Genomic DNA, 15838 nt, shown 5'->3' with positions numbered 1-15838 from the left:
AGACCACCGCCGAAATGACCGCCGAATAGCTTGAGTTGGCGAAGTCAAAGAGACACCAGGAAAATATTTTTTTGTCGAAAAAGATGGTCTTCATTGTCTTTTGATGATCAACTAATTTACAATAAACGATGCTGCCATTCACTAAAATTGAGGAGGAATCTGATGGATCTTTCTGTTTTTGCCGATATGAAAGAGGACGAACTGCGTGACTACCTTACCTTCCTCCTCTGGCATTACCGCGTCATGGATGCCTTCTGGTTCATCTATGTCGGCGACACATTCGGCCAGGAACAGGCCGAACGCATCAATGAGAAGGTGTGGTCGCGCGTACCCGAGCTGGGTACCCGCGATCTATTGCAGCGCTTCGGCATCACGGACAGGGGCCTTAAGGGCTTCACGAAGGTATTGAAACTCTTCCCCTGGACTATCCTGGTTGAATATAAGTTCGAGGAGAAAGAGGACGAGGTCATGGTGACCGTGCCTCACTGTCCGACACAGGAAGCGCGCCTGAGGCGCGGCCTCGGCGAATTTGTCTGCAAGCATATGCACCACGGGGAGTTTGAGAGCATAGCCCGGGCGGTCGATCCCTCCATAAAGGTTGAGTGTGTCTTCGCACCGCCCGACAAGCATCCCGACGATTGTTTCTGCAAATGGAGGTTCACGGAAGCCTCATAAGGAGAGGTCAGAACCGGAGATTCACATCTGAGATGGAGGAAGGATGATCATAGGCATACCGAAAGAGATCAAAGAAGGTGAGAACAGGGTTTCCATGACACCGGCGGGTGTGCATGCCCTTGTTTCCGCCGGCCATCACGTCCTGCTCGAAAAGGGAGCCGGGACAGGGAGCGGACTTATCGACGAGGAGTACGCGCAGCAAGGGGCCGAGGTTGTCGAATCGGGCAGGACGGTCTTTGCCAGATCGGATATGATCGTAAAGGTCAAGGAGCCTCTTGAAACGGAGCTTTCTCTCCTTCAGGAGGGGCAGGTTCTCTTCACCTATCTCCATCTTGCCTCGTCGGAGAAACTCACGAAAGGGCTCATTAAGACAAAAGTGACGGGAATCGCCTATGAGACCATGGAGGACATGTTCGGGCGTCTTCCCCTTCTCATCCCCATGAGCGAGGTGGCGGGACGGATCTCCGTTCAGGTTGCCATGCGCTTCCTTGAATCGGATCACGGTGGACGAGGGGTTCTTTTAAGCGGAGTGCCGGGCGTACCTCCGGCCGAGGTCGTCATCATTGGCGGCGGCATAGCAGGATTGAATGCCGCCCGGATCGCCTCGGGTCTCGGAGCCCATGTCACCGTCATCGAAATCTCCCAGCAGCGGCTCAGATACATTGAGGATATCATGCGCGGCCGGGTCATGACCGTCTACTCGACGAGTCACACCATCGAGAGGTCCGTGCAGTATGCCGATGTCCTCATCGGCGCCGTCCTGGTACCGGGGGCAAAGGCGCCCGTCGTAGTGTCCGAGCGGATGGTATCACGTATGAAACCTGGTTCGGTTATCGTAGACGTGTCCATCGATCAGGGCGGATGCATTGAGACAACACGGCCCACATCCCACAGCGAGCCCACATACAGGCTTTACGACGTCATCCATTACGCGGTGCCGAACATGCCCGCGTCGGTTCCGAGGACATCGACATTCGCCCTGACAAATGCAACCATTCCCTACGTTCAGACCATAGCATCCGTGGGCGTCAAGAAGGCGGCGTTGAGCGACCCCATGATAGCCTCCGGCATCAACGTAAGGAATGGCGCCATCACCCATCGCGCTGTGGCCGAAGCGTTCGGAATGAAATGGAAAAAGTGGAATAAGGCATAAGGCGACCTGGAACTTGATCACTGGCCGCTTAATCCTTGTTAAAGATCTTCTCAATGATGTCAACATCCCCATCATCGCTCTTCGTCGCTATGAAGGTCGGGGCCGTAAAAGCGCTTATGGCCTCAGAGATGGAAAGGCTTCCCTCGGCGGAATCCTTTCTTCCCGTGAAAGGGACCGTATCGGGACTGCGCTGGCATTGACAATTGATATTGACCCGCGAAACGTGGTGAATGAGATATCTCGTCAGTCGTGTCAGCACCACCCTGTCCCTGCCGAAAATACTCGCCTGCTGACCATAATTCGATTCCGCGATGTAACGGAGGGGCTCATCTATATCGTCGTACGGGACTATGGGTACGACGGGACCGAACTGCTCCTCGCGGCAGACGCGCATCTGTGTCGAGGCGGGATAAAGTAATGCCGGGTAAAAGAAGCTCCCCTCCGTGTCACCCCCGCCGTCGTTGATAACCTCCGCACCGAGGCTCACGGCATCCTCCACCAATCCCGATAGATACTGTGTGCGGTCATGCTCGGCAAGAGGTGTCACGAAAACGTCTTCCTCCCAGGGCATCCCGCACCTCAAAGCACAGACAGCTTTCTTGAGGCGTTCGTTGAATTCTGCGGCCGCCCGGCGATGGACGAAGAGGATCTTCAACGCGGCGCACCGCTGTCCGTTAAACGTCAAGGCCCCCCTGACGCATTCAGCCGCCGCCCTGTCCATGTCAGCATCGGGGAGGATTATGGCCGGGTTCTTCGCCTCCAGCCCGAGGATACATTTGAGTCGGTGCGGCTTTGGATGAAGCCCCTTGAGGTAACTGGCTACAGGGCTGGTTCCGATAAAGTAAAAAAGGTCGACCAGTCCCGAAGAAAGAAGGGAAGGTATGGTTCTCCTCCCGTCACCATAGACGATGCTGACTGACGCGGCCGGGAACAGGTCCTGAATGGGCTTGAGAAGCTGCTGGAATATAAGACACCCCAGCCTGGGTGGCTTGATGATCGCCGTATTGCCCGTGAGCATCGCCGGTGCAAGGGCGGTCATCGTTTCAAAAAGAGGATAGTTGAAGGGTCCCATGATGAGGGCGACCCCACGGGGCACCCTTTCGAGCCGCCCGGCGATACCGCTGCCTGTAACGGAATCGGCCGTCGCCCCGCCAAGCTCCGGAAGGTTCTCAAAACATGCCCGGGCGTAAGCGAGGGCACGGTCAAACTCGCTGGCCGCGTCGCGCGAGGTCTTGCCTATCTCCCACTGGAGTAGGCGCTCGATCTGTGCCCTTCCCTCCTCCAAGCGTGAAAGAAAGGCATCGAAGCGTTCTATTCTTTCCCTGGGGGGCAGTCGCGGCCATTCCCCCTGGCCATCGGAGAAGGCGCGGCGGGCATGGATGAGGAGACCGAGAGACGCCTCCTCGTCCATCGACGGAACAGATCCGATACACTTTTGAGACAACCCTCCGCTACCACGCACCAGCAACGGAGAGGAAACGTCCCTGAAGGGTCCTTTCCACCCTTCGACCTTCCCATCGAGAAGGTAATCCTTCCCTCCAACGGGTATGCCCTCAAGCATGTGTGCAGGAATATCGCTTTCATATGGGAACAGGTTCTTCATGGTATGCCAGTCCCCGCATGTGTAGAGTACGAACAAACTTTGCTCACAGTCGGGGATATCTATTATAGGAAGAAACGGGAAGAAACATCAAAGAAAAACTTCACCGCACAGACAGCAATTCCGAGCAACTGGTTCTGCCGATAAAAAAGCTCCCCGGGCAGGACTCGAACCTGCAACCTACTGGTTAACAGCCAGCCGCTCTGCCGATTGAGCTACCGGGGAGTGAATGTCATCCTTGAATCAAAAAAGCCTGGAACCAACAAAAACCTACAATGATTGCGGGTAAAATAAACTACAAATTTCGGTCTGTGTCAAGGGTTTACCGGCCATTATTGGAGAATAAGTTTCTTGAACTTTCTCTTGCCCACCTTGATGACAAGTTCATGTCCTGCGGGGAGGTCTTCCACGGACATCTTCTGCCCGTTTATCGTGACCGCCCCCTGCTTGATCATCCTCTTCGCTTCCGACGTGGAGGGAACGAGACCCATGTTCACCATGAGCTTGGGAAGCCATATCCCCGCATCGTAGCGGTTCATTACCACCGTCTCGATGTCGTCGGGTATCTCCTTGTCCCTGAACATCTTTTCGAAGTTCTCGTGGGCTGCCCTTGCCGCAGCCTCGTCATGGAAGCGCGTGATGATCTCCTTTGCGAAGTCCACTTTGGCCTGCCTGGGATGGACCGTACCGGCGGCTATGCCCGTCTTCAAAGCCACCAGGGCATTGAGGGGAATATCGCTCAGGAGTTCGTAGTACTTGATCATCAGATCGTCGGAAATGGACATAAGCTTACCGAACATGTCGTCGGGGGGCTCGTCAATACCAACGTAGTTACCATAGCTCTTGCTCATTTTGTTCACACCGTCCGTACCCTCGAGCAATGGCACGGTGACGAGGACCTGCGATTCCTGGCCGTAGGACTTCTGAATGTCCCTTCCCACGAAGAGATTAAATATCTGGTCATGGCCGCCAAGTTCGATATCAGCCTGCAATGCTACCGAATCGTACCCCTGGACAAGGGGATAGAGAAATTCGTGAATGCTGATGGGCAGATTATTCTGGTACCGGTTCCTGAAGTCTTCCCGCTCCATTATTCTCGCCATCGTGTATTGAGCGCAAAGCCGGATCATGTCCGCGGCACTCATCTTCTCGAACCACTCGCTGTTGTATCGGACTTCCGTCCTGTCCGGGTCGAGTATTTTAAAGACCTGTTTCTTGTAGGTCTCGGCATTGGCCATGATCTCTTCCTTCGTAAGCGCCGGCCTCGTTTCGCTGCGCCCCGTCGGGTCACCGATCATGCCCGTGAAATCACCGATAAGGAATATAGCGATATGACCCAGGTCCTGGAATTGCTTGAGCTTCTGAAGAACCACGGTATGGCCGAGATGAAGGTCGGGCGCTGTCGGGTCAAGGCCAAGCTTGACCCTGAGCGGTCTGTTCTCCTTCTCTGAACGCGAAAGCTTCTCCCTCAGTTCCTTCTCGTTGATGAGGTCTACCGCTCCGCGCTTTATGACCGCTACCTGTTCTTCGATACCCATGACATCTCCAAGGTTGTGTTTTGAAACGATTCTGCTGCTTGAACGGATCTCAGGCTATTTTTTCTTTAATTCTTCTGATATCGAGGCACTTGTACCCATTCCTATCGATTGTGATCAAAACCCCCTGGACCTCGACATCATCCTTTCCGACCTCGAACTTCTGAGGCATCTGGGTGAAGAAGCGTTCAAGGACCCCTTTCTTGTCCATACCGATAACGGAATCGGCAGGGCCTGTCATGCCCGCATCGGTAATGTATCCGGTACCCCTGGGCAGGACCCTCTCATCTGCGGTCTGCACATGGGTATGGGTGCCCATCAGGGCAGTTACCTTCCCGTCGAGATACCATCCCATGGCTATCTTCTCCGACGTTGCTTCCGCATGGAAATCCACTATTATCGGCGCATCGGGTCTTTCGTTCTTGAGAAACTCCTCCATGGCCCTGAAGGGACAATCGAGGGAATTCATGAAGATACGTCCCTCTATGTTTGCGACGCAGAGGGAAACATCATTCTTTTTCACCACAGTGTATCCGAAGCCCGGGGTTCCCCGAGGATAATTGAGAGGACGCACAACCCTCTGTTCTTCCATGAGAAAGCTGACAACCTCTCTCTTTTTCCAGACATGGTTACCCGTCGTGATCGCGTCGATGCCCAGGGAAAGCATCTCTGCGGCCGTCCTTGTGGTTATCCCTATACCCCCGGCAAGATTCTCACCGTTCACGACGACGAAATCCGCCCGGGAGCGCTCCAGGTATTGACTCACGGCCCTTCTTCCCGGCTTTCCGATCACATCACCGAGAAAGAGCACTGTAAACCGGTCACTTTGCATATTCAATCGAGCGTGTCTCCCTGATCACGACCACCTTGATCTGACCCGGATAGGAAAGGTCAGTTTCGATCTTTTTCGCTATATCCTTGGACATCATGATGATGTTCTCGTCGCTTGTCCTCTCGCTGTTGACAACGATACGTATCTCCCTGCCCGCCTGTATGGCGTATGATTTCTCCACACCCTGAAAGGAATTCGCGATCTTCTCGAGTTCCTGAAGCCTCTTGATATAGGTTTCCAGCATTTCCCTTCGGGCGCCGGGCCTGGCCCCGGACAATGCGTCGGCCGCCTGCACGATAACATCGAGAAGGCTATTTACCTCTACATCCTCATGGTGAGCAAGGATGGAGTGGATGATCTCGTCGCTTTCACCGTACTTTCTCGCGAGGTCCGCACCAATCGTCGCATGAGAACCCTCAACCTCGTGATCGACAGCCTTGCCTATATCGTGGAGCAACCCCGCCCTCTTGGCCTCCTTCACGCTCACCCTCAGTTCAGCGGCAATCGCGCCACAGATGAAGGCGACCTCCAGCGAGTGCTGATAGATGTTCTGGGCGTAGCTGCTGCGAAACTTGAGCCTGCCCAAAAGTTTGACCAGTTCGGGATGAACGTTGTGGACACCAAGGTCAAACACCGCCTGTTCCCCGGCTTCTTTGATCTTCTCCTCCATCTCTTCGGCAACCTTCGAGACGATCTCCTCGATCCTGGCAGGGTGTATCCTGCCGTCGCTTATTAACTTGGCTATGGCTATCCGCGCCACTTCCCTTCTTACGGGGTTGAAACAGGACAGGATCACTTCCTCGGGCGTGTCATCGATAATGATGTCCACCCCGGTGGCTGCTTCCAGGGCACGGATGTTTCGCCCCTCCCTGCCTATGATCCTACCCTTCATCTCTTCGTTGGGCAGAGGCACGACGGAGACCGTATCTTCACCGACGTATTCCCCGGCATATCTTTGAATGGCAAAGGCGATGATCTCCTTTGCCTTCTTATCCGCCTTTTCCCTGGCCTCTTCTTCAATCTTTTTGATCATCTTCATCGACTCGAACCGGGCTTCCTCTTCCATGCCCTGGATGAGCATCTTTTTTGCTTCCTCACCCGTCATCCCCGATATCTTCTCCAACTCTTCCCTTGAACGCGCCAAAAGGCTTTCCTGCTCCCTGATCTTTCCTTCAAGCTGGTTATGCTTATTCGATACCTCACGGTCCTTACGGGATAATTCATCCTCTTTCTTTTCAAGGGTATCGAGCTTCTTGTCTATATTCAGTTCCTTCTGCGAGAGCCTTCGCTCGGTGTTCTGCATCTCGATCTTGCGGGTCTTGACCTCCTGTTCGATCTCATTGCGGGCCTGAAGGACTATATCCTTCGCCTGAAGAGAGGTCTCCCGCATCAGGACGTCAGCTTCCTTCTTGGCATCATCGAGGATTTTCTTCCCGATCTTGTCGTATTCGCCCACTTTTTTCTGATGAACAAGTTTGGTGAGAAAGAATCCAACGAAAAGAGCAACAACAAAAGCAATGGCGGCTATCACGATTGTATTCAATAAGACCCCCTAATATATCTCAATATTATTAAGGGGGTGCGGTCAAAAGGAAAGAAAGAGGATTAATAACATAGATATTTATAAACCATTATATTGGATACCCCTCCGTATTGGCCCGAAGTCTATTTATGTCAAACCTCTGTTTCCTTAAGCATTACCCCTTAAAATTAGCCCCGCAGATGCCGTGTAAACGATATGTCTTGAACCTCGTTGTCACGTGGGTGTCGTTATGCTGCATCAGGCTTCTCACTCGAGGTGAGCATGCACACCGCAGCAGGAAACAACTCCCTGTGTTGAGGTGTTGGCTCACAGCCTACCGCCTATCACGAACACCGCAGGGAACATCTATATTCTCAATATCTTCGAACTTCTTAATGAGCCGAAGAGTCCTTCCATCTACCTTTTCTACCTGTTGCTTCATCTCGAGGTACTCGTCCGCAAGCTCCATCATCGCCATGATCACAGCATTCAGGGTGTTGACGATGCCGTAGCGAGTGACAACACGGTCAATCTTATCACCGACAAAGTGGGCATCGCGCTTTATCCTTTCATCATCTTCTCCGACGAAAGTAAAAGGCTGCTTCAGGATGGTTACTTCCACCTTCTTGTCCATGCGAACCCCTAGACCTCTACTCTCTCGACTTTCTCGAGTATCTTCTGAACCTTCTCGATGAGTAATTCCCGCTCGCCCCGGATCTCTGATATCTTTCCCTGCAAATCCTTGTCGTTGCTCTCAAAAGACTCGACCTGTGCCTTCAACCTCTCATTCTCTTCCTTCATGAGACGATAGCCTTCGATGAGTCGGTCGATCTTTTCTTCCAGTTCTTCTATACGGTTTACGTTGATTATCTCTTTATTTATGCTAAAAATTTCCATATCTACCTAATTATCCTCCCTTTTCTGATCGAAAGTCAAGTACAAAAGGTACTCTTTTATAAAAGCATCAATATCCCCATCGAGTACGGCATCGGCGTTATGTTCCTCGTGTTTCGTCCGGTGATCCTTTATGAGTCTGTAGGGGTGGAGAATGTAGGAACGGATCTGGCTTCCCCAGGCTATGTCCTTCTTCTCCTTGTTCAGGGTGTCCATCTTCTCATCCTGCTTCTTCTTCTCCAGCGCATAGACCCTCGATTTCAGGATAGCCATGGCCATCGACTTGTTCTTATGCTGGGACCGTTCATTTTGACATTGCACCACGATACCCGTGGGGAGGTGGGTGATCCTCACGGCCGAATCGGTCCTGTTCACGTGCTGGCCGCCGGGTCCGCTCGACCTGTAAGTATCGATGCGCAGGTCCTCTTCCCTGATGTCGACCTCTATCTCATCGGGTATCTCGGGGTAGGCATAGACGGAGGCAAACGACGTGTGCCTGCGGTTATTCGTGTCATAGGGGGATACCCTGACAAGACGGTGAATACCGTTCTCGCACTTGAGATACCCATAGGCGTGGTTGCCCGACACCACGAAGGTGACATTCTTGATTCCCGCCTCTTCACCGGCGAGCAGGTCGACAACCTGGGTCTCAAAACCCTTCCTCTCGGCCCACTTCAAGTACATCCTGAAGAGCATTTCGGCCCAATCCTGGGCCTCCGTTCCCCCCGCACCGGAATTGATGAACATGATTGCATTATTGTCGTCGTTTTCCCCCGAGAGCATCCTCTCTATCTCGTAAGACCCAAGAGATTCCTCGAGGGACCTCACGCGGCCGACAAGCTCTTCGACATCATTCGAATCTTCCGTCTCCCGTATGAAATCGCTGAGTATGAGGATCTCTTCGAGCTCCTCTTCCTTCTTCTTCCAGCTTTTTATCTCTTCGTCGACCCTGGAGCGCTCCCTGAGCGTCTTCTGCGCCCTTTCCTGATCCTCCCAGAAGGTCGTCTGCGATATATCCCGGTCCAATCGCTCCAGTTCTTCGTGAAGTTGAGGCAGGTCAAAGATAACCTCTGAGGGAGCGGATGCGTCCCTGAAGCTCGTCTATCTTTCCCTTGAGTTCGTCTATCATGTCTCTATTCCCTTCTCTCCATATTATGCCGGGAAGCCCGACAGCCGTTTCAGCACTGCACTACCGAATTCCGAGCATTTCACGGGGCTTACACCCTTCATCTGGCGCGCCAGATCATAGGTGACGATCCCGGCCTGTATGGTTTCCTCGACGGCGCGGCGAATGGCCGCCGCCGTTCGTTCCATTCCGATATGGTCGAACAGCATCGACCCTGACAGGATAAAAGACGTGGGGTTTACCATGTCCCGGCCCGCATATTTGGGGGCGCTCCCGTGAGTGGGTTCAAAGACGGCCACTACATCGCCAATATTGGCGCCCGGCGCCACACCAAGGCCGCCGATAAGCGCGGCGCACGCATCAGACAGGTAATCCCCGTTGAGGTTGGGACACAGGAGAACATCATAGTCCCCGGGTTTCGCGATGACCTGCATGAACATATTGTCCGCTATCCTGTCGTTTATGGGGATCTTGCCCGTCTCACCGCTGGCGGACACATGGTCACCGAAGGTTGTTGCCGTCTCGTATGCCCATTCGCGAAAGGCCCCCTCGGTATACTTCATTATGTTCCCTTTGTGGACCACGGTGATGGCCCTGCGTTTCGCTTTTATGGCCCATGCTATCGCCCATTCCGCGAACCGCCGCGTGCCTGCCCTGCTCATGGGCTTTATCCCTATCCCGCTGTCCAGGCTCACTTCAACGCCCATCACCTCCTTCAGAAAGTCGATCACGGTCTTTGCCTCCGCCGTGCCCTCCTTCCATTCGATCCCCCTGTAGAGGTCCTCCGTGTTCTCCCTGAAGATCACGATATCCACCGCCTCGGGGTTCGTAAGGGGGCTGGGAAGGCCCTTGAACCAGCGTATGGGCCGTATGCAGACATAGAGATCGAACTCTTGCCGCAGAGAAACATTGACGCTCCTGAAGCCCCCTCCAACGGGTGTTGTCAAAGGGCCCTTCAGGGCTATACCGCACTCCGTAATGGCGTCGACGGTCTCCTGCGGCAGCAGGACGTTCTTCGTATCGAGGGCTTTCAGCCCCGCAAGGAGAGGGATCCACTCGATGCGCTTCATGCCGTCCGTCGTCCTGAGCACCGCCTCCTCGATGATCTCCCGTGAGGCGTTCCATATGTCTTCACCGGTCCCGTCCCCGGCAATTACGGGTATCCTGATCGTTTCCATCAGATACTGAACCCCCGGTGTTTCCTGATATAGTGGTCGAGACCGCCCTCGTTCAGGATACTCCGCATGATGGGAGGCAGGGGGGAGAAGCTCTTCCTTTCACCCGTCGCAGTATCGAGTACCGACCCTTCGTCCAGACCAATCTCAAGTTCGTCGCCTTCGCCTATACCGTCCACGGGACAGATGATCGCCGCGAGGCCGACGTTGATTGCGTTCCGGTAAAAAATACGGGCGAAGGAACGGGCCACTATTGCATCGATCCCGGCCAGCTTGATGATAAGAGGGGCATGTTCCCTGCTCGAGCCCAGGCCGAAATTCCTTCCCCCTACGATGATATCGCCTTTCTTCACTTTTTCACAAAAACCGGGGGCAATATCGTCAAAAACGTGTTTCTTCAACTCCTCCAGGTTGGAGCGCAGGTGATAGAATCGTCCGGGAATGATGTGATCCGTCGAAATGTCGTCCCCGAATATCCAGGCCTTTCCCTTTATGATCATCACAGAACCTCTCTCGGGTCGGAGATCCTGCCCGTCAGCGCACTCGCCGCCGCCGTCGCCGGCGAGGCAAGGACAATACCCGATTCTGGGTTGCCCATCCTGCCCAGGAAATTCCTGTTCGATGTCGCCACACATATCTCGCCCCTCCCCAGAATGCCCTGATGCAGACCGATACAGGGGCCGCAGCCGGGGGGCAGAATCGTTGCTCCCGCATCGAGGAGCGTCTCCAGGATGCCCTCTTTCAACGCCATGCGGTATACCTCCCGCGATGCGGGCCCGACTATGAGACGAACCCCGGGATGCTTGTTTCGACCCTTCAAGACATCTGATGCAACCCTCAGGTCCTCCATCCTCCCGTTGGTACAGGAACCGATGAATACCTGCTGCACCGTCATGTTCCCAACCTCGCTGTCGTCGATCCTCCGCGTGTTATCGACGGTATGAGGCAAGCTGACAATGGGCACCAGTTCACCGAGGTCGATGTCGAAGACCTCCTCGTAGAGCGCCCCCTGGTCAGGCGAGATCTCCAAAAAGGATCCCTCGCGCCCGCTGAGGCGCAGATGGAGCCGGGTCATCTCATCGGATGGGAAAAGCCCGCATTTTGCCCCCGCCTCCACGGCCATATTTGCGATGGTCATCCTGCTTTCGATGCTCATGCCTGCCACGGCCTCGCCCGAGAACTCCATCGCTTTGTATGTCGCGCCATCCGCTCCTATCATACCGATGATCTTGAGAATGAGGTCTTTGGGATACACCCCCTTCGGGAAGGTCCCGAAAAGACGGAAGAGAAAGCTTTCAGGAACCCTCATCCAGGTCTTGCCCAGGCCCATCGCCGTTGCGATGTCCGTGGAACCCATACCCGTTGCGAAGGAACCGAGGGCCCCACCCGTGCAGGTGTGCGAATCGGCCCCCACGAGAACCTCTCCCGGCAACAGGGTTCCCTCGGACATGAGCTGATGGCAGATGCCCTCGCCCATATCGCTCACTCTTGCGCCGTAGCGCTCAGCAAACTCTTTTATCATCATGTGGTCATTGGAAAGCTCCATCCGGGGGCTCGGCGATGCGTGGTCGATGAAGAAGGTGACCCTGGCCCCGTCGAAGAGCCCGTCAAAACCCATGTCCCAAAACTTCCTTATCGCCAGCGGCGCAGTCCCGTCCTGCAGAAGTATCCTGTTCACGTTGACAACGACATAGCTGCCCTGCCCCGCTTCGCCGCCCCTGTTCCTGCCGAGTATCTTCTCCGCCAGGGTCTTGCCTTTCTGCATCAGCCCTCCGCCTTGGTCAGATCTTCGAATCGTATATCGAGACCGAGTACACCCACGATCTCACCCATGTCGTCCCGTATCGGCCCCGACACGGTAACGCACAATGCCCCTGTTATCCTCGACGAATACAGGTCAGTGGCATGTATCTTACCGTCACTCATGGGCTTGATGAACCAATCCCTGTCGGAAAAATCATCATTAAGGCCGATCTTATGATACTTCGCCTTATCCACGACCTGTGTGATATTGCGGGTGATCTTGATGCCCTCACCGTTGACGGCGTATGCGAACTGAATGTAGGGATAGTCCTCGACGAGGCCCTTCAGGCACTCTTCCTGCTTATCGGGACGCATGCCCTTGATCCCTGGCTCCTCGATGTACTCTTCCACAAGGTGTGCGGCCATATCGAAGGCCCGTTTCTTCATCAGCTCGAACTCGGAGACAAAGATCTCGGGGATATACCGCCTCACCTGGTGCTCGATCTCTTCCTCCGACATGCACGTTATCCGGCCCTCGTCGTACTGTCTTGCTATCCACTTGTTGATCTTTGCGACCCCGGGGTGCGTCTTCCCCACCTTCTCTTTTCCCGTCAGGGCAAAGTGGGAATTGACCCAGTGGGCTATGCCCGCAAGGCCCGATTTGTCGGTGATGTTCACCGCCAGGGGTCTGTTCAGAAGCTTGTTCGTGTCAAAAGGTGAATATATCTCCTCGTTCTTCAGGATACCGTCTATGTGCACTCCCGCCGATGTGGCGTTGAAGTCGAGCCCCACGAAGGGCTGGTTCTTGGGAACATGGTGCCCTATCTCCCGTTCGAAATAATTGCGCATCTCCGTTATGACCGTCGTGTCAACACCGTTATTCTCCCCCGTCAGGGAGACATATTCCATAATAAGGCCCTCGATGGGCGCGTTGCCCGTCCTCTCACCCAGGCCGAGAAAGGTCCCGTTGACGAATGTGCACCCATACATCCACGCGCTGATGCTGTTGATGAGAACCTTGTAAAAATCGTTATGGCCGTGCCACTCGAGGCAATCCGAAGGTACGCCTGCGTCGTCGATCATGGCCCGAATTATCTTGCCTATGGACCTCGGAAGCGCCGAACCGGGGTACGTAATGCCCACCCCCAGGGTATCACACAGCCGTATCTTTATGGGCAGCTTGGCCTCTTCCGAGAGGGTCATGAGCGCCTGGGCAAAGGGAACACAGAAACCGTAGATGTCGGCCCTGGTCACGTCCTCGAAGTGGCATCTCGGTATGATGCCCTCGTCGAGGACGTTCTCGACTATCTTGAGATAGTCCTTGAACACCTGGGACCGCGACTTGTTAAGCTTCAGGAATATGTGATAATCGGAGACGCTCGTGAGGATCCCCGTCTCCCTTAGCCCCATGTCCTTGACAAGCTGAAGGTCGTCCTTGTGGGCCCGGATCCATCCGGTGATCTCCGGGTACCGGTAGCCTTTCTCCTGGCACCTGCCAAGCGCCTCCTTGTCCTTGTCGCTGTAAAGGAAAAACTCGGTCTGCCGGATGACCCCGTTGGGGCCGCTCAATCGATGGAGGAATTCGAAGAGGTCCTCGATCTGCTGTGCCGTAAAGGGTGGCCTGGCCTGCTGACCGTCCCTGAAGGTCGTGTCTGTTATGTATATATCATCCGGGGGATCGATGAGTTCGATCTTGTGGTCGAACTTTACCTTGCAGACCTCGTTATAGGGAAAGATATCCCTGAAAAGCTGGGGATGGTCCACATCTATGAGAGGAAAATTGGATGCTACGGCTGGATTCTTGAATATAAATCCCTTTTTCTTCTCCTTCTTCCTCATAACAACCCCCTCGAAAAGATCATTCGGTGATGATGGTCCGTATCTTCAGGTCCCCGAGCTGCTTTGGCCCCACTTTGGAGGGAGCTCCGGTAAGAAGGCAGGACCCCTTCTGCGTCTTCGGAAAGGCAATGACGTCCCTGATGCTGCTGAGCCCCAGGAACATCATGAGTATGCGGTCAAAACCAAAAGCAATGCCGCCATGGGGAGGCGCGCCCATGTCGAGGGCCTCCAGAAGAAAGCCGAACTTGTCTGCGGCCTCCTCCTCGCTTATGTTGAGAAGCCGGAACATTTCGGCCTGATCTTCGGTCCGGTGGTTCCTGATACTCCCCCCGCCAAGTTCCACACCATTGAAAACGAGGTCGTAGGCATTGGCAAGAACGGAATCATAATCGCCATCAAAGCCGACAAGCTTTTCTTTGGGAGATGTAAAGGGATGATGCCGGGCGACGTAGCGCTTTTCCTCCTCGCTGTACTCGAGGAGGGGGAAGTCGATGACCCAGACAAACTTGTCGAGGCTCTTATCAATGAGATCATACTTCTCCCCAAGGTAGAGCCTGAATCTTCCCATGAGCTCGCTGACCCTGAGACGTTTGTCGCACATCATAAAGGCCACATCACCGGGCTCAAGCCCGAAAAGGGATATCATCGCCGACTTTTCTTCGTCACTTAAGTACTTCACCGTCGGGGATTGGAGAGCTCTGTCGGCATCCATGCGTATCCAGACGAGACCTCCCGCCCCCAGGTCCTTCGCCGTGTCCACCGACGCGTCAAGGTCTTTGCGGGAAAGGGTCTTCCCCTTCAGGACAAGGCCCTTCACCGATCCGCCCGACTCGATGGTCTTTTTGAAAACGCCGAATTCCGTTCTCGAAAATATATCCGTCATGTCCATGATGGGCAGGCCGAAGCGCAGGTCGGGCTTGTCGCTGCCATATTTCTCCATCGCCTCGGCAAAGCTCATCCGGGGAAAAGGGACCTCCGGCGGCTTCCTTCCCTTCAGTGCCTCGTAGAGGGCAATGATGAGCCCCTCGTTGATGCTCATCACGTCTTCCCTGTCGACAAAGCTCATCTCGATGTCTATCTGGGTAAACTCGGGCTGCCGGTCGGCCCTTAAGTCCTCGTCACGGAAACAACGGGCTATCTGGAAATACCGCTCGAAGCCGCTCATCATGACAAGCTGTTTGAAGAGCTGAGGTGATTGCGGCAGCGCATAAAACATTCCGGCATTGAGCCTGCTTGGCACTATGAAATCGCGCGCGCCCTCAGGCGTACTCTTCGTAAGAAGGGGCGTTTCAAATTCGTAAAATCCCTTCGACATGAGATAATCCCGTGTTACCGCATAGGCCCTGCTCCTCTCGATGAAGATCTTCTGCACCTCGGGACGCCTCATGTCGAGATAGCGATACCTCAGGCGCGTTGCCTCGTTGATCTCTTCGTCGTCGAGCTGAAAGGGAAGAACCCTGCACGTGTTCAGGACCTCGAAGTCCGAAACATACACCTCGACCTCACCGGTGGGAAGGGTCAGATTCTCCGTCTCGGCAGGTCTCTTTCTGACCTTGCCCGTTGCCTTGAGGACATATTCGCTCCGTATGTCACCCGCCCTTTCATGGGCCTCCTGCGATATCTCCGGAGAAAATACGACCTGGACGATCCCCGTCACGTCACGCAGATCAGCAAAGATGAGCCCTCCATGATCGCGTCTCCTGTAAACCCATCCTGCAAGGGTCACCGTCGTGTCCACATGTTC

At 54.4% G+C, this 15838-nt stretch carries 14 protein-coding genes, 1 tRNA gene and 1 other RNA gene; 3 read left to right on the top strand and 13 right to left on the bottom strand.

Annotated features, from left to right (window positions below; translation table 11 throughout):
- The first annotated feature begins 162 nt into the window (after nt 1–162).
- Together PHC90_12250 and ald are read left to right on the top strand one after the other, a co-directional pair.
- Nucleotides 163–675, top strand: coding sequence for a DUF6125 family protein (locus tag PHC90_12250; GenBank protein MDD3847113.1), 513 nt, complete (start codon nt 163–165; stop codon nt 673–675).
- Nucleotides 676–718: 43 nt separating this feature from the next.
- Nucleotides 719–1828 carry an alanine dehydrogenase gene (gene ald / locus PHC90_12245; GenBank protein ID MDD3847112.1) on the top strand — a complete coding sequence of 370 codons (1110 nt, stop codon included), beginning with the start codon at nt 719–721 and terminating at the stop codon, nt 1826–1828.
- A gap of 28 nt (nt 1829–1856) precedes the next feature.
- Here ald and PHC90_12240 read toward each other — a convergent pair whose 3' ends face one another.
- The 6 genes from PHC90_12240 to ssrS form a co-directional block, all read right to left on the bottom strand.
- Nucleotides 1857–3431 carry an aldehyde dehydrogenase family protein gene (locus PHC90_12240; GenBank protein ID MDD3847111.1) on the bottom strand — a complete coding sequence of 525 codons (1575 nt, stop codon included), beginning with the start codon at nt 3429–3431 and terminating at the stop codon, nt 1857–1859.
- Nucleotides 3432–3580: 149 nt separating this feature from the next.
- Nucleotides 3581–3653: transfer RNA gene (locus tag PHC90_12235), tRNA-Asn, on the bottom strand.
- Nucleotides 3654–3760: 107 nt separating this feature from the next.
- Nucleotides 3761–4966 (bottom strand): tyrosine--tRNA ligase, encoded by a 1206-nt coding sequence (gene tyrS / locus PHC90_12230; protein MDD3847110.1) that lies wholly within the window; start codon nt 4964–4966, stop codon nt 3761–3763.
- A gap of 49 nt (nt 4967–5015) precedes the next feature.
- Entirely contained in the window at nt 5016–5795 is a 780-nt protein-coding gene (locus PHC90_12225) for a TIGR00282 family metallophosphoesterase (protein MDD3847109.1), read from the bottom strand.
- Nucleotides 5785–7338 carry a ribonuclease Y gene (rny, locus tag PHC90_12220; GenBank protein ID MDD3847108.1) on the bottom strand — a complete coding sequence of 518 codons (1554 nt, stop codon included), beginning with the start codon at nt 7336–7338 and terminating at the stop codon, nt 5785–5787. Before rny ends, PHC90_12225 begins: the two co-directional genes overlap by 11 nt.
- A 166-nt stretch (nt 7339–7504) precedes the next feature.
- Nucleotides 7505–7682: non-coding RNA, 6S RNA (gene ssrS / locus PHC90_12215), on the bottom strand.
- A 68-nt stretch (nt 7683–7750) separates the two neighbouring features.
- On the opposite strand from ssrS, the gene PHC90_12210 reads away from it, so the two are divergent.
- Complete coding sequence (locus PHC90_12210; protein MDD3847107.1) at nt 7751–7963, top strand: hypothetical protein; 213 nt, start codon at nt 7751–7753, stop codon at nt 7961–7963.
- Here PHC90_12210 and zapB read toward each other — a convergent pair.
- The 7 genes from zapB to aspS form a co-directional block, all read right to left on the bottom strand.
- On the bottom strand, nt 7960–8214 hold the full coding sequence (zapB, locus tag PHC90_12205) for a cell division protein ZapB (GenBank protein ID MDD3847106.1): 255 nt from the start codon (nt 8212–8214) through the stop codon (nt 7960–7962). The two genes, PHC90_12210 and zapB, sit on opposite strands and share 4 nt — an antisense overlap.
- A 6-nt stretch (nt 8215–8220) precedes the next feature.
- Nucleotides 8221–9340, bottom strand: a protein-coding gene (gene prfB, locus PHC90_12200; protein ID MDD3847105.1) for a peptide chain release factor 2 whose coding sequence is annotated in 2 segments (ribosomal slippage) — nt 8221–9270 and nt 9272–9340 — 1119 coding nt in all. Because the reading frame shifts where the segments join, the coding sequence is not laid out codon by codon here.
- Between the two features lie 23 nt (nt 9341–9363).
- Entirely contained in the window at nt 9364–10515 is a 1152-nt protein-coding gene (locus PHC90_12195) for an NADP-dependent isocitrate dehydrogenase (protein MDD3847104.1), read from the bottom strand.
- Nucleotides 10515–11012, bottom strand: a complete 498-nt coding sequence (locus tag PHC90_12190) for a 3-isopropylmalate dehydratase small subunit (GenBank protein MDD3847103.1) — start codon at nt 11010–11012, stop codon at nt 10515–10517. The genes PHC90_12195 and PHC90_12190 overlap by 1 nt, the downstream gene beginning before the upstream one ends.
- Nucleotides 11012–12277, bottom strand: a complete 1266-nt coding sequence (locus PHC90_12185; protein ID MDD3847102.1) for a 3-isopropylmalate dehydratase large subunit — start codon at nt 12275–12277, stop codon at nt 11012–11014. Before PHC90_12185 ends, PHC90_12190 begins: the two co-directional genes overlap by 1 nt.
- Nucleotides 12277–14094 (bottom strand): hypothetical protein, encoded by a 1818-nt coding sequence (locus PHC90_12180; protein ID MDD3847101.1) that lies wholly within the window; start codon nt 14092–14094, stop codon nt 12277–12279. Before PHC90_12180 ends, PHC90_12185 begins: the two co-directional genes overlap by 1 nt.
- 19 nt (nt 14095–14113) lie before the next feature.
- Nucleotides 14114–15838, bottom strand: a 1725-nt coding sequence (gene aspS, locus PHC90_12175) for an aspartate--tRNA ligase (protein MDD3847100.1), incomplete at its 5' end; no start/stop codon positions are given.

The sequence above is a fragment of the Syntrophorhabdaceae bacterium genome (genome assembly GCA_028698615.1).
Classification (GTDB): domain Bacteria; phylum Desulfobacterota; class Syntrophorhabdia; order Syntrophorhabdales; family Syntrophorhabdaceae; genus Delta-02.
This window is presented reverse-complemented; position numbering and strand designations above follow the sequence as displayed.